This is a genomic window from Sinisalibacter lacisalsi (genome assembly GCF_014640115.1).
In the GTDB taxonomy this organism is placed as follows: Bacteria; Pseudomonadota; Alphaproteobacteria; order Rhodobacterales; family Rhodobacteraceae; genus Sinisalibacter; species Sinisalibacter lacisalsi.
On record NZ_BMGI01000001.1, the window covers coordinates 322,955 to 336,418 of the forward strand.

Here is a 13,464-nt window from a genome sequence, read left to right on the forward strand (position 1 = left end):
AGCCTCGCACCGGGACACTCGCTTGTCCAGCGGCGAAACCGGGCGGGAAAACCTCGTCAGGCTTCAAGCAGGGAAGCGGCGATCGTGCGTATGCCCAACGCCGAAAGCGCTGGGCGCCTCTGGGCGCGATGCAGGGGGAGCGCCGTTGCGGGCACCTCGCCGAGCGATGTGCTGGAGATGATCTCCGGGCGTCGCGCCATCGTTCCAACGAACAGGCTTTCCGCCCAAAGCCCGTCGTGAAGAAGGCAATCGTGCACGTCGAGCAGGATCTGGTAATAGGTGACCAGCCTGTGCCGGGTTTCGGGGCGCGCGTGCTTGCCGTTCGCAAGCGTTGCCGCGGGAACCAGAACCTCGTTTTCCCCGAAGGTATATTCGTTTTCCCCGAGATCCAGCCGCACGCGATGCGCCGGGGCCATGATCATGTCGCGCCCAAGGCCAAGGAACGGGGCGCGGAGCCGGATCGGGCGGAAATCGCCGAGCGCGGGCACGGTTCGCTTCACGATCCACCGGACCGGTTGGCTTCCCGACTCCGCCGTCACCACCATGTCGCCAAGCCGAAGCCGATGCGCCGGAACCGGGCCCTCGACAGTTTCGATCGGCGTATCCGCCACGATGCCCGAGCCGAAACCGACGGGCTCGACCGTGTCCGACACCGCGATATAGGAAATTGCCGGGTCGGCCCGTGTCGCGCGCCCGTTGCGCATCAACGCCTTCACGTCGCCCACGGGAAGCGGCACCGGATTGGCTGCCTGTGCCTGGAAGATCCTCCCGTCTTCGACAAACTCGACCGTCAGCCGCGCCGTTCGCCGGGGCGAGTCCCATGAGTAGCTGACACGCAAAAGCCCGTCGCGCGGGATCGGCGGCAGGCCGATCTCGGCGCGCGACCGGGCCACGCCTTGGCGAAAGGCCATCGAAAGCCGCCCATCCGCCGTGATTTCGACGAGGATTTCCCTTCGCCAATCGCGGTTTCGCTCAAAGCTCAGGATTCGTCGCCGCTCACCGCCCGTGTCTTCGAGGCGAAGCTCGAACATCATCGTGCCGGTCGGCATGATCTCGTGCGCGCTGGGCGGTGGCCGGGCACCCGGCGCATCCGACGGAACGCCGATGCCGCGGATGTTGAACATCGGCCGGGACATATCGGTGAGTGCAATCCAGCTCACGCGGCAACCTCCCCGGCGCGGCCAAACAGCAGCCGCGCCTCGTAGGCGCGCAGGGTTCTGCGGGCGGCGGACGAGTAACCTACTCCGGTATCGGGGTCCAACTCGGGAAAGATCGAGATGATCTCCTCCACGATCTCGCGCTTGAACGATCGCGAGGTTTGCGGCCCGGGCAGAAAGCTCTCGGTGGCCAGCCCCTCGGAAATCACCACCTCGTGGGCATCGAACAGGATATGGACGTATTCCACCTCCCCGCCTTCGACGCGACGCACCGAGTGGTCGTTCACAAGGTCTTTCGCCGCGACAAGCACCTCGCCCTCGCCGAACAGAAGCTCGGCCAGCGCATCGCGGATCAGCACGCGGTGAAGCGGCGAGACGAGCAACTCGCGGTGCGCGCCGAAAGTATCGGGCGCAATTCGGATCGGCGCATGGCTGCCCGACGCTTGCACCCGTCGCCGTCCGATCCAGCGCAGAGGCTGCGGCCCGTGGTCGTGGGTCATCACCAGGTCGCCCGGCCGCAGGTTTTCGACCGAAACCTCGCCATGCGGTGTCGCGATCAGCGTGCCGGCCACAAAACAGGGCACCGAGTTGATCGTGACGAAGGCACTGTCCGATAAGCCGCCGCCATTCCCGGCCGCGACGGTATATGAGAAATTGACGCTTTCCTCGTCACCATCCGCATTGATCGTGAAGGTGCCGTCGGTATTCAGCGTCACCACCTGCCCGGTGGTCAGCGTGACGCTGTCACCGGCATTCACGGCGATCCCGTTGATATGCGTTATCGTCAGCGTCGCATTGCCCGGCCCCTGATCGTTTGCGAGAACGTCGAGCGTTGTGGTGCCGCCCAACCCCACGGTCGTTGCGTCGTCGTTGGCGATCAGCGCCGTTTGCGCCGAACCGCCGGCGATCAGCAGCGTCGAGTCATACTGGGTGTCCGTCGCGTCGGCGATCCCGATCCGGATCGAGTTCACCTCCCCCTCGATCACCGGCATCTTGAGCGTCATGGTGACGGTGAAGCCATCCATCTCGGTGTTGAACTGCGAGCTGGTGTTGGAGACATAGAGGTTTTCGTTGGAGGTCTGGTTGACGTTGCCAACAGCGGTCTGGCCATTGCCCACGGCCAGCTCCACCACTTCGCCGTTCACCCAGACGCCAACGATGTCGTTGTAGATCGATCCGGCGTATTCCGGATATTCCTCGGAGGCGAAGACGAACTGCAGCGTCATCTCGTCGCCTGTCGGGATGAAATCCACGTCGAGGAAGGAGGCGTCGTAGGTCCGGGTGCCTGCAAGTTCGTTGAAATCGGCGTTATTGTCGATCCCGTTGCGCATGTCGGACGAGGTGCTGCCGCTCTGGTTGGCCTCACCCCTGTTGTTGGTGAAATCGCGAAGGTTGCCGGTCGAGAGCATTACCCCGGTGTCGCCTGGCGTCACGCCTGGCGAAACCGCATCGCCGTTGCTGTAAATCCCCGATGACCGATTGTCGCCCGAATAGGAGGCGGACACGACGGTCACTCCTTCGCCAAAAATCGTTTGCGCCATGTCCAGCGCACTCGCATTGGTTGAAATTGGCAATTCCGATGCCGCAACCATAACGCCTGCCTCCTGTCCCATTCGCGCAGGAGTCATGGCGCACGCGGATTAATGACCGCGAGATATAGCCAGTCTGCTCACCGAACCGCGCACATTTTGTGCTTGTCTGGTTCGAACCCCTGCCTCGGGTTATTCTTTGAGATCAAGTATGCCGAACCCGCAAGCCTTTGTTAAGAGATTGTTTTTCATCCGCAAAACCAGCTCGAGCCCTGTCGCCCATTCGACACGTTTGCCACGCCTCGCGCCGCGATATATCACGGGCGAAACCCCAGCGAGGAGCGCCACATGCCCCAGACCGACCCCGTTGATCTGACCAGACGCCTTATCCAGTGCCCCTCGGTGACCCCCGAAGAGGGCGGTGCGCTGGTGCTGCTGGAGGGCCTGCTCACCGAGGCCGGATTTGCCTGCACGCGGGTGGACCGGGGCGGCGTTGCCAACCTCTTCGCCCGCCTTGGCCATGCCGGCGCGCCCCGCACGCTGGGTTTCAACGGCCATACCGATGTGGTTCCGGTCGGAAACACCGGCGACTGGACGGTGCAGCCCTTCGGCGCCGAGGCGCGCGATGGTTATCTCTGGGGCCGCGGCGCCACCGACATGAAATCGGGTGTGGCGGCCTGGGTCGCGGCCGCGATCGACCTTGCGGCTGAAATCCCCGAGGACGGCGCGCTCATCATTGCGATTACCGGCGATGAGGAGGGCGACGCCACCGATGGCACCAAAGCCTTGCTGGACTGGATGACCGAGCACCAGGAACGGATGACGGCCTGCATCGTCGGCGAACCCACCTGCCCGAACCACATGGGCGAGATGATGAAGATCGGCCGGCGCGGCTCGATGACCGCCAATTTCACCGCGCGCGGCATCCAGGGCCATTCCGCCTATCCGCATCGCGCCAGGAACCCGGTGCCCGCCCTCGCGCGCCTGATGGCCCGGCTTGATACCCACGTGCTCGACGAGGGCACGGAGCATTTCGATGCCTCGACGCTGGCGGTCACGACGATCGACACCGGCAATCCCGCCAACAACGTGATCCCGGCGACAAGCCGCGCCACGGTGAACATCCGGTTCAACGATGCCCACAGCAGCGAGGGGCTGACCGCATGGCTGCGCGAAGAGATGGAACGCATCGCGGGCGAGACCGGCATCGAGATGTCGATGGAGGTGAAGGTTTCCGGCGAAAGTTTCATCACCCCGCCCGGCGAACTTTCCGCGCTGGTCGCGGCGGCGGTGAAGGCGGAAACCGGAGTCACCCCGGAAATGTCCACCTCCGGGGGCACCTCGGACGCGCGCTTTGTGAAGGATCATTGCCCAGTGGTCGAGTTCGGCCTCGTTGGCAAGACGATGCACCAGGTCGACGAGCGCGTGGAGATCGCGCAGATCCAACAGCTCAAGCGGGTCTACACCCGCGTGATTCGAGATTACTTCGCCTGACCGGGGGCCAGGCCTGTCTGCAGGACGCCGCCGGCCCGCGATTTCCGCTGGCCTTTCCGGTGTAGCGTGCTACGCCGAAACCATGACACGTATACCTTCGAAAGATGAAATCCTCGCCTGGATTTCCGACAACCCCACCCAGACCTCGAAACGCGAAATCTCCAGAGCGTTCGGGATCAAGGGGTCTGACCGGATTGAGTTGAAGCGCGTTCTGCGCGAACTCGAGGACGAGGGCCAGCTCACCAAGCGCAAGAAAACCTACCGTGATCCCGAGAAGCTTCCACCCGTCGCGGTGCTCGAGGTTTCCGAGGTTTCACCCGACGGCGATCTCTACGCGCGCCCGCTCGAATGGCAGGGCGAGGGCGATGCGCCACGGGTATTGCTGGTGACCAAGAGTTCCGATCCGGCCCTGAAGCCGGGCGACCGTATCCTGTGCCGGATGACCGAGGTGAAGGACGAAGATCACGCCTACGAGGGCCGCCTTATCCGCCGCATCGGGCAGGCGGTGCACCGCATCCTCGGCGTTTACCGCAAGGGTGCCGAGGGCGGCCGCGTCGTGCCGATCGACAAGGGGGCCGACAAGGAATGGATGGTGCCCGCCGGGGCGGATGAAGGCGCGAAGGACGGCGAGCTTGTCGAGGCGCAGCAGACCGGGCCGAAGGCGCGCATGGGTTTGCCGAAAGCAAAGATCGTGGCGCGGCTGGGCGACCCGAGCGCGCCCAGGGCCGTCAGCCTCATTGCCATCCATCAGCACGGCATTCCCGACGATTTCCCCGACGAGGTGATCGCCGAAGCCGACCGGCAGAAGCCCGCGGGCCTGAAGGGGCGGGAAGACCTCCGCCACCTGCCGCTCGTCACGATCGACCCGGCCGATGCCCGCGACCATGACGACGCAATATGGGCCCATGCCGACGACAATGCGAAAAACCCCGGCGGGCATGTGATCTGGGTCGCCATCGCCGATGTCGCGCACCACGTCCGCCCCGGGACCGCGCTGGACCGCGAAGCGCGCAAGCGGGGCAATTCCACCTACTTCCCCGACCGGGTCGTGCCGATGCTGCCCGACCGGCTCTCGGGCGATCTTTGTTCGTTGCATGAGGGCGTGCCGCGCGCGGTGATCGCGGTTCGCATCGTTGTCGATGCCCATGGCGAAAAACGCTCGCACAGCTTCATTCGCGGCCTGATGAAATCGCGCGCCTCGCTGAACTACCGCGAGGTGCAGGCGGCGCGTGATGGCGCTCCGAACGAAAAATGCGCGCCGCTGCTCGACGAGGTGATCACCCCGCTGTTCGAAGCTTACGCGGCGCTGAAACAGGCCCGTCAGAAACGCCAGCCGCTCGATCTCGACTTGCCCGAGCGCAAGATCGTGCTGTCGGACGAGGGCAAGGTAGAAAGCGTGCGCTTCGCCGAAAGGTTCGACGCCCACCGGCTGATCGAGGAGTTCATGGTGCTGGCCAACGTGGCGGCGGCGGAAGAGCTTGGCCGCCTTGGCCGGCCGCTGCTTTACCGGGTGCACGAGGAGCCGAGTCCCGAAAAACTGGAGGCGCTGCGCGAGGTGGCGCAGGCTTCGGGATTCACGCTGGCCAAGGGGCAGGTGCTCCAGACCCGCCACCTCAACCAGTTGCTCTCGCAGGCCGAGGGCAGCGAGTTTGACGAGCTGATCAACATCAGCACGCTGCGCTCGATGACGCAGGCCTATTACAGCCCGCAGAACTTCGCCCATTTCGGCCTCGCGCTGAAACACTACGCGCACTTCACCTCGCCGATCCGCCGCTACTCCGACCTGATCGTGCACCGCGCCCTGATCACCGGCCACGGCTGGGGCGACGACGGGCTCAGCCGCGAGGATATCGACCAGCTCGAGGCAACCGCCGAGCACATTTCGGAGACGGAGCGTCGCTCGATGACCGCCGAGCGCGATACCAACGATCGCTATCTCGCCGCGTACCTCTCCGAGCGGGTGGGGAACGAGTTCACCGGCCGGATCTCGGGCATCCAGAGGTTCGGCGCCTTCGTGAAGCTGGATGAAACCGGCGCCGACGGGCTGGTGCCGGTTTCGACCATTGGCAACGAGTATTACCACTATGACGGGCAGGCTCAGACACTGAAGGGCGAGCGCAGCGGGCTTGAGCTTTCAGTGGGCCAGCCGGTGCTGGTGCGGTTGGCGGAGGCGGTGCCCGTGACAGGCGGATTGATGCTTGAATTGATCGAGATCGACGGTGCGCCCGTAACAACCACAACGCGAAGTCGTGGTGGCAAGAAGCCGGTTTCTCGCAAGGGCGCCAAGGCGCGCTACAAGGCCGAGAAGACTCAAAAGAAAGTGCGACGCCGCCGCAAGTGATGTTGAGTGTGCTCCGGCTCCGGGGCATCGTTGGAAACGAGGGGCTGGGGATGATCCCTTTACCGGAAGTGCTGGATCAGGATGCGTTCCTTGTCTGGGTCAGGCAGGTTTTGCGCCCGCGCATTCTGGAGCGGAACATACACCCGCACGTGTTCGACGCGGCGATGTCGGAGGTATCATTCCGGCCCGATATCATCGAGCGACAAAACAACCAGAAGGAATTCTCGCTCCCGGTCTGGGAATACCTCGACATTGTCACGACCGAGGATCGCGTGCGCAAGGGCCGGCAGGAAATGCGCCGGCATCGCGCCTTGCTCAACCGGATCGAACAGGATTTTGGGGTGGAGCCGGCGATCATTGCCGCGATCTGGGGGCTGGAAACCGGCTACGGCGTGAACCGGGGCAACATACCGATCGTTTCGGCGCTCGCCACGTTGGCTTGGCGCGGGCGGCGCGCGGCCTATTTCGAGTATGAGCTGGTTGCCGTGTTCCGGCTGGTGCAAAGCCGGGGTTGCGCGCCCTCGTCGATGATCGGGTCATGGGCAGGCGCCGTGGGCCATGGCCAGTTCATGCCTTCCTCGGTGCTGAATTTCGCGGTCGATTTCGACCGCGACGGCGTGCACAACATCTGCGGCGACGACCCGACCGACGCGCTCGCCTCGGTCGCCAATTACCTGCGCAAGCACGATTGGAAAACAGGCCAACCCTGGGGCTTCCAGGTGCGCCTGCCGGATGGGTTCAACTATGCTCTCAGCGGCACGGATCAAACCCGCAGTTCCGCCGATTGGGCGGCGATGGGGGTGGTCAGCGCCGACGGCGGGCCGGTGCCCGATTACGGCGCGGGTTCGATCTTCCTTCCGGTCGGCGCGCGTGGTCTCGCCTTCCTCGTCCTGCGGAATTTCCACGTGATCACGCGCTACAACAAATCCGAAGCCTACGCGCTCGGGATCGGGTTGTTGAGCGACCGGATCCTGGGAGACCGGCCTTTGCGCGGGGAATGGCCGACGAACGAATGCGCGATCACGCGAGGTGACGTGATCGAAATCCAGTTCCTTCTCAGCCAGGCCGGTTTTGACACGCTTGGTGTTGACGGGTTGCCGGGCCCCAACACCGTGCGCGCCGTGCGTGACTTTCAGAAAGCCCAAGGGCTGGTGCCGGATGGCCACCTGGACCGCGAAATCCTCGCGGCGCTACGCGCGCTCGCTCGCGGATAGACGCTCGAGGTCGCCAAGGGTCAGGCCCTCAAGGCACGCCGTTACGAGCTCAGCTCCCGAGAAGTCCTGGTCGTCGGTAAAGATCGAGGGTGTCACGACCACTGCAAGCCCAGCGCCGCGGGCGGAGATGAGGCCGTTGAGGCTGTCTTCGAAGGCGATGCAAGCCGCGGGCGGCAGGCCGAGCCGCTTCAACGCAAGTTCGAACACGTCCGGCGCGGGCTTTTTCGCCGCCACCTCGTCACCCGCCGCGATCACGTCAAACACCTCGTGGGGTTCCGCGTTCCAGCAACACCGAGTCAGCGCCTCGACGTTCGGCATGTTGGTCGTCGTCGCCACCGCCAGCCGCAACCCCTCTGCCCGCGCCGAGGCGATCAACTTGGCTACGCCCGGGCGCAGCGCCAGCCCGCCCTCGGCCAGAATCCCGGTGTAGATCGCGGTCTTTTCCCGGTGCATCCGGGCGATCTCGTCATCGGAGAGGTGGCGCGCGGCTTCCGGCAGCGTTTGTTGCCACGCACGGATGCGCTCCTTGCCGCCGGTCGTCTTCAGAAGTTCGCGGTAGCGCGGCTGGCTCCAGTGCCAGTCGAGCCCCCAATCGGCAAAAACGTGGTTGAACGCCGCGCGATGGGCCTCTTCCGTCTCGGCCAGCGTGCCGTCGACGTCGAAGATCAGCGCCTCAAGCGTCACGCCGCCGCCGTTTCTTCGGCGATCGCGTCGATGATCGGGCCGAGTTCCTCGAACCGGTCGAAGCGGAATTCGTGCGGCAGCCCCTCGACCGCCTTCTTGCGGTAGCCTTGGGTGTGCAGCGCGAAGCGCACCCCCGCCGCCAGCGCCACCTCGGCGTCGATCTCACTGTCGCCGACGTAGAGCTTTTCGCCTTCTCCCAACCGTTCGAAAGTGAGGTGAAGCGGGGCGGGATGTGGCTTTTTTTCCGGCAGCGCATCGCCGCCCACCACCACGTCGATGAAGTTTTCGAGGTGCAGAAGCTTCAGCATCAGCCGGGCGGGTTCTTCGGGCTTGTTGGTGCAAACCCCGATCCTGTGGCCCTTGGCGCTCAACTCCGCCAGAAGATCCGGCACGCCGGGGAAGGGCCGCGATTCGTCGGCAGGGGCGGCGTTGTAGAAATCGCGCACCTCGTCATAAAGCCGGGGAAACTGGCTTTGCGCGATCCCGCGCGCGCGCAGAACCCGTTCGACCAGCTTGGGAAGCCCATTTCCGATGAAGGAGGTGATCGTGGCGAGGTCGAGCGGCTCCAGCCCTTCGCCGTCGAGCATCCTGTTCGCCGCCACCATGATGTCGGGGGCGCTGTCGACCAGGGTTCCGTCGAGGTCGAAAACGATGTTCATGCGGCGTCCTTCCACTTGATCGAGCAGCCCATGGAGGCAACCTGCTCCTCCGGCCCCTTGCCCGTTTCGGCCACCTGTTTCATCGCCTCGAAGAGGTCGCGCCGAAGGTCTGCCGGCCCCGCTTCCTTGCGGGAGGCATCGAGACGCCCCCGGTATTGCAACTCGCCGGCGGAATTGTACCCGAAGAAATCGGGTGTGCAGACCGCGTCATAGGCCCGCGCCACGCTTTGGCTTCCGTCGTAGAGATAGGGGAAGGTGAAGCCATGCTTCTCGGCCAGCGTGACCATGTGTTCGGGCGCGTCTTGCGGATAGGCCTCAACGTCGTTGGCGCTGATCGCCACCACGCCGATGCCCAGTGCCTGAAGCTCCTTCGCGTCGCGCACGATCCGGTCGATCACCGCCATCACGTAGGGGCAATGGTTGCAGATGAACATCACGAGGGTGCCGTTCGGGCCCTTCACGTCGTCGAGGGTCCAGACCTTGCCATCGGTGCCGGGCAGGCTGAAATCCCTGATCGGGGCGCCGAAGTCGCAAACGGGGGGGATGGCGGCCATGGTGTTTCTCCTCTGCTTTTCCGCCGACGGCGCCGCCTCAGGCGGGCACGAACCGGAACGCCCCGCCCGCACGCTCAACGCGGCCAAGGCCGCCATCGGGCAGGTGGAAGCCGATCATCAGCATCTGGTCGCTGGCCAGCTGATCCATCAGCGCGGCGCGGGTGGCGGCGGCCATGGTGCGATCCGCATCCGCGCCAAGCGGCCAGTCGGGATGGTCGAAGGAAAGATGGTGATTCAGGATCGCATCGCCCACCACCATCACGCTCTCGCCGCCGTCGCGCACCTCGAAGCTCATGTGCCCCGGTGTGTGCCCGTGCGTGGCCCGCGCGGCGATGCCGGGAAGAATCTCCTCACCATCCTCGAACAGGGTGAACCGATCGGCCATCACATCGAGCCGCCGTTTCGCGCCGACCGCCATGCCCTGCCGATCGGCCGAAATCGTGTCGACGGTTGTCGGATCATACCAGAAGTCGAACTCCGTGCGCCCCATCAGGTGCTCGGCGTTCGGAAAGAACGGCTCCTCGAAATCGTCCAGCACGCCCCAGAGATGGTCGGCGTGCCCGTGGGTGAACACAACGTGGGTGATCTCGCCGGGGTCGACCCCGGCCGCGGCCAGCGCATCGGGCAGGTCACCCGCCGTGGCGGTGAAGCCCGAGCCTGAGCCGGCGTCGAACAGGATGGTTCGGCCCTCGTGGCGCAACAGCGTGACATTGCAATCGGGGTTGAGCGCGGCGTCACGCGCCATGCCCCGAACCGCGAGCCATTGCGCCAGCGCGTCCTGGTCCATCGGGTCATACATGAAGTCAGCGGGCTGGGTGATGGAGCCGTCGCGCAGCGTGGTGATCCGCATGGCGCCGAGCGATACCTCGCTCGTGGCCCAGGCGAGGCGGGGTGAAAGCGCGGCGGCGGCAAACCCTGCCGAGGCGCTCGTGATCAGTTTCCGTCTGGTGACTCTCATGGTCAGGCGACGTTCTTGAGCGCGCCCTGCGCCGCGGTGCGGATGGCCCGGATATTCTCGCCATAAGCCGCCGGGTTGTCGACCGAGCCGCCCTTGAACACGGCCGAACCGGCCACGAAGCAATCGGCCCCGGCCGCGACCAGCGGGCCAACGGTGTTGGGATCAACCCCACCGTCGACCTGGATCATGATTTCACGATGGCCGATCATCTCGCGCACCTGGCGCACTTTTTCGATGCTCGAGGGGATGAATTTCTGTCCGCCAAAGCCGGGATTCACGCTCATCACCAGCACCATGTCGACGAGGTCGAGCAGTTCGGAGATGACCGAAGCGGGGGTGCCCGGGTTGAGCGAGATACCCGCCATCTTGCCCGTGGCCTTGATCGCCTGCAGCGTGCGGTGCGGGTGCGGCCCGGCTTCCCAGTGGGCGGTGATCATGTCGGCGCCGGCCTCGGCATAGGCCTCGATGTAGGGATCGACCGGCGCGATCATCAGGTGCACGTCCATGAAGGTTTTCACGTGCGGGCGGAAAGCCTTAACGGCCGGCGGCCCGAAGGTGAGGTTGGGCACGAAATGCCCGTCCATCACGTCCACGTGCACCCAGTCGGCGCCCTGCGCCTCGATGGCCCGGATCTCCTGGCCGAAATTGGCGAAATCGGCCGAAAGGATCGACGGCGCGATCTTGATGGAACGGTCAAACGACATCTCGTGTCTCCCTGTTTTTCGCTGTCGGGCGGGAGCATGCCCCGCCCGACCTTTCTATCATGCGGCCTCGCGCGCGGCCACACTCCGATGACGGCTCAGAGCGTGCCGTCGGCGTAGCGCTTGGCCATCTCGTCGAGGTCGATCGCCTTGATCTTCGAGCCGTTGCCGGCGGTGCCGAAACGCTCGAAACGGTCGATGCAGAGCTTTTCCATCTCCTCCATCGCCGGGATCATGAACTTGCGCGGATCGAACTCCTTTTTCTTCTCCATCGCCACCTTGCGGAACTGGCCGGTGATGGCCATCCGGTTGTCGGTGTCGATGTTGACCTTGCGCACGCCCGACTTGATGCCGCGCTCGATTTCCTCGACCGGCACGCCGTAGGTTTGCGGCATCTCACCGCCGAACTCGTTGATCAGGTCTTGCAGATACTGCGGCACCGACGAGGAGCCGTGCATCACGAGGTGCACATGCGGGATCTTGGCGTGAATCGCCTCGATCTGGCTGATCGCCAGCGTTTCGCCGGTGGGCTTGGAGCTGAACTTGTAGGCGCCATGGCTGGTGCCGCAGGCGATCGCCAGCGCATCCACCTTGGTGAGCTTCACGAACTCCTCGGCCTCGTCCGGATCGGTCAGAAGCTGGCTGTGGTCGAGCTTGCCCTCGGCGCCCGAGCCGTCTTCCTTGGCGGCCATGCCGGTTTCGAGGTTGCCGAGCACGCCCAGCTCACCCTCGACGGAAGCCCCCACCCAATGCGCCATCTCGGCGACGCGCCTGGTGATGTCGACGTTGTAGTCCCAATCCGCGGGCGTTTTCATGTCGGCCTTGAGCGAGCCGTCCATCATGACGCTGGTGAAGCCATGCTTGATGGCCGAGAGGCAGGTTTGTTCGTTGTTGCCGTGGTCCTGGTGCATCACGATCGGAATATCGGGATACATCTCGGCGAGCGCCTGGATCATGTGCTTGAGCATGATGTCGCCGGCATAGGAACGCGCGCCGCGCGAGGCCTGGAGGATAACCGGGCTATCCACCTTCTTGGCCGCGTTCATGATCGCGAGGCCCTGTTCCATGTTGTTGATGTTGAATGCCGGCACGCCGTAGCCCTGTTCGGCGGCGTGGTCGAGCAGTTGACGAAGCGAGATAAGTGCCATCAGTTCGGTCTCCTCAGATCAGCTTGCCCATGGCGACGGCGGTGTCGGCCATGCGGTTGGAGAAGCCCCATTCGTTGTCATACCAGCTCAGGATGCGCACGAAGTTGCCGTCCATCACCTTGGTCTGGTCCATGTGGAAGGTCGACGAATGCGGATCGTGGTTGAAGTCGATCGAGACGTTCGGAAGATCGGTGTAGCCGAGAATGCCCTTCATCGGGCCATCGGCGGCGGCGCGGATCGCGTCGTTGATCTCTTCCACGGTGGTGGCACGGCTGGCCTCGAAGGTGAGATCGACGACCGAGACGTTCGGCGTCGGCACCCGGATCGCCACGCCGTCGAGCTTGCCGTTGAGTTCCGGCAGAACGAGGCCCACGGCCTTGGCCGCGCCGGTGCTCGTCGGGATCATGCTCATCGCCGCCGCGCGGGCGCGGTAGAGATCGGAGTGCATCGTGTCGAGCGTCGGCTGGTCGCCGGTGTAGGAGTGGATCGTGGTCATGAAACCACGGGTGATCCCCACCGTGTCTTGCAGCACCTTCGCCACCGGCGAGAGGCAGTTTGTGGTGCAGGAGGCGTTCGAAACCACCAGGTCATCCCTGGTGAGGGTGTCATGGTTCACGCCGTAGACGATGGTTTTGTCGGCGCCGCTTGCGGGAGCCGAAACCAGAACCCGCTTGGAGCCGTTTTCCAGGTGGAAGGCAGCCTTGTCGCGCGCGGTGAAGATGCCGGTGCATTCCATCGCGATATCGACATCCTCCCACGGCAGTTCCTTGGGATCGCGGATCGCGGTCACCTTGATCGGGCCGCGGCCCACGTCGATGGTGTCGCCATCCACCGTGACCGTGCCGGGGAATCTCCCGTGCACCGAGTCATAGCGGATGAGGTGGGCGTTGGTTTCCACCGGCCCGAGATCGTTGATCGCAACCACCTCGATGTCGGTGCGGCCGGATTCCACGATGGCGCGCAGCACGTTGCGCCCGATACGGCCGAAGCCGTTGATAGCTACTTTGACGGTCATGTTTCCTCCC

The 13,464-nt window shown here is 64.5% G+C and carries 12 protein-coding genes; 3 read left to right on the forward strand and 9 right to left on the reverse strand.

The window, feature by feature from the left end; translation table 11 throughout:
* Positions 1-56: 56 nt before the first annotated feature.
* Both IEW01_RS01495 and IEW01_RS01500 read right to left on the reverse strand, forming a co-directional pair.
* Entirely contained in the window at positions 57-1,160 is a 1,104-nt protein-coding gene (locus IEW01_RS01495) for a Hint domain-containing protein (protein ID WP_188525832.1), read from the reverse strand.
* On the reverse strand, positions 1,157-2,749 hold the full coding sequence (locus tag IEW01_RS01500) for a Hint domain-containing protein (RefSeq protein WP_188525833.1): 1,593 nt from the start codon (positions 2,747-2,749) through the stop codon (positions 1,157-1,159). Before IEW01_RS01500 ends, IEW01_RS01495 begins: the two co-directional genes overlap by 4 nt.
* A gap of 285 nt (positions 2,750-3,034) precedes the next feature.
* On the opposite strand from IEW01_RS01500, the gene dapE reads away from it, so the two are divergent.
* The 3 genes from dapE to IEW01_RS01515 all read left to right on the forward strand — a co-directional run bounded on the left by dapE (position 3,035) and on the right by IEW01_RS01515 (position 7,735).
* A complete protein-coding gene (dapE, locus tag IEW01_RS01505) occupies positions 3,035-4,180 on the forward strand; it encodes a succinyl-diaminopimelate desuccinylase (RefSeq protein ID WP_188525834.1) in 1,146 nt (381 codons plus the stop codon).
* 82 nt (positions 4,181-4,262) lie between these two features.
* Positions 4,263-6,521: a ribonuclease R gene (gene rnr / locus IEW01_RS01510; RefSeq protein WP_188525835.1), complete on the forward strand. Its 2,259-nt coding sequence runs from the start codon at positions 4,263-4,265 to the stop codon at positions 6,519-6,521.
* A gap of 50 nt (positions 6,522-6,571) precedes the next feature.
* Positions 6,572-7,735: a lytic murein transglycosylase gene (locus IEW01_RS01515; RefSeq protein WP_188525836.1), complete on the forward strand. Its 1,164-nt coding sequence runs from the start codon at positions 6,572-6,574 to the stop codon at positions 7,733-7,735.
* Here the strand turns inward: IEW01_RS01515 and IEW01_RS01520 are convergent.
* The 7 genes from IEW01_RS01520 to gap all read right to left on the reverse strand — a co-directional run bounded on the left by IEW01_RS01520 (position 7,712) and on the right by gap (position 13,454).
* Positions 7,712-8,419, reverse strand: a complete 708-nt coding sequence (locus tag IEW01_RS01520; RefSeq protein WP_188525837.1) for an HAD family hydrolase — start codon at positions 8,417-8,419, stop codon at positions 7,712-7,714. The two genes, IEW01_RS01515 and IEW01_RS01520, sit on opposite strands and share 24 nt — an antisense overlap.
* Positions 8,416-9,078 carry a phosphoglycolate phosphatase gene (gph, locus tag IEW01_RS01525; protein WP_188525838.1) on the reverse strand — a complete coding sequence of 221 codons (663 nt, stop codon included), beginning with the start codon at positions 9,076-9,078 and terminating at the stop codon, positions 8,416-8,418. The genes IEW01_RS01520 and gph overlap by 4 nt, the downstream gene beginning before the upstream one ends.
* A complete protein-coding gene (locus IEW01_RS01530; protein WP_188525839.1) occupies positions 9,075-9,632 on the reverse strand; it encodes a thioredoxin family protein in 558 nt (185 codons plus the stop codon). The genes gph and IEW01_RS01530 overlap by 4 nt, the downstream gene beginning before the upstream one ends.
* 37 nt (positions 9,633-9,669) lie before the next feature.
* A complete protein-coding gene (locus tag IEW01_RS01535; protein ID WP_188525840.1) occupies positions 9,670-10,590 on the reverse strand; it encodes an MBL fold metallo-hydrolase in 921 nt (306 codons plus the stop codon).
* Positions 10,591-10,592: 2 nt separating this feature from the next.
* A complete protein-coding gene (rpe, locus tag IEW01_RS01540; protein ID WP_188525841.1) occupies positions 10,593-11,294 on the reverse strand; it encodes a ribulose-phosphate 3-epimerase in 702 nt (233 codons plus the stop codon).
* 95 nt (positions 11,295-11,389) lie between these two features.
* Positions 11,390-12,439: a class II fructose-bisphosphate aldolase gene (fba, locus tag IEW01_RS01545; RefSeq protein ID WP_188525842.1), complete on the reverse strand. Its 1,050-nt coding sequence runs from the start codon at positions 12,437-12,439 to the stop codon at positions 11,390-11,392.
* Positions 12,440-12,452: 13 nt separating this feature from the next.
* Positions 12,453-13,454, reverse strand: a complete 1,002-nt coding sequence (gap, locus tag IEW01_RS01550; RefSeq protein ID WP_188525843.1) for a type I glyceraldehyde-3-phosphate dehydrogenase — start codon at positions 13,452-13,454, stop codon at positions 12,453-12,455.
* Between the last annotated feature and the right edge of the window lie 10 nt (positions 13,455-13,464).

Bases quoted from the DNA above. Each gene is read 5' to 3' on its own strand.
- IEW01_RS01500 (WP_188525833.1), bottom strand. From the start codon at position 2,749: ATGGTTGCGGCATCGGAATTGCCAATTTCAACCAATGCGAGTGCGCTG.
- dapE (WP_188525834.1), top strand. From the start codon at position 3,035: ATGCCCCAGACCGACCCCGTTGATCTGACCAGACGCCTTATCCAGTGC.
- rnr (WP_188525835.1), top strand. From the start codon at position 4,263: ATGACACGTATACCTTCGAAAGATGAAATCCTCGCCTGGATTTCCGAC.
- IEW01_RS01515 (WP_188525836.1), top strand. From the start codon at position 6,572: ATGATCCCTTTACCGGAAGTGCTGGATCAGGATGCGTTCCTTGTCTGG.
- gph (WP_188525838.1), bottom strand. From the start codon at position 9,078: ATGAACATCGTTTTCGACCTCGACGGAACCCTGGTCGACAGCGCCCCC.
- IEW01_RS01530 (WP_188525839.1), bottom strand. From the start codon at position 9,632: ATGGCCGCCATCCCCCCCGTTTGCGACTTCGGCGCCCCGATCAGGGAT.
- IEW01_RS01535 (WP_188525840.1), bottom strand. From the start codon at position 10,590: ATGAGAGTCACCAGACGGAAACTGATCACGAGCGCCTCGGCAGGGTTT.
- rpe (WP_188525841.1), bottom strand. From the start codon at position 11,294: ATGTCGTTTGACCGTTCCATCAAGATCGCGCCGTCGATCCTTTCGGCC.
- fba (WP_188525842.1), bottom strand. From the start codon at position 12,439: ATGGCACTTATCTCGCTTCGTCAACTGCTCGACCACGCCGCCGAACAG.
- gap (WP_188525843.1), bottom strand. From the start codon at position 13,454: ATGACCGTCAAAGTAGCTATCAACGGCTTCGGCCGTATCGGGCGCAAC.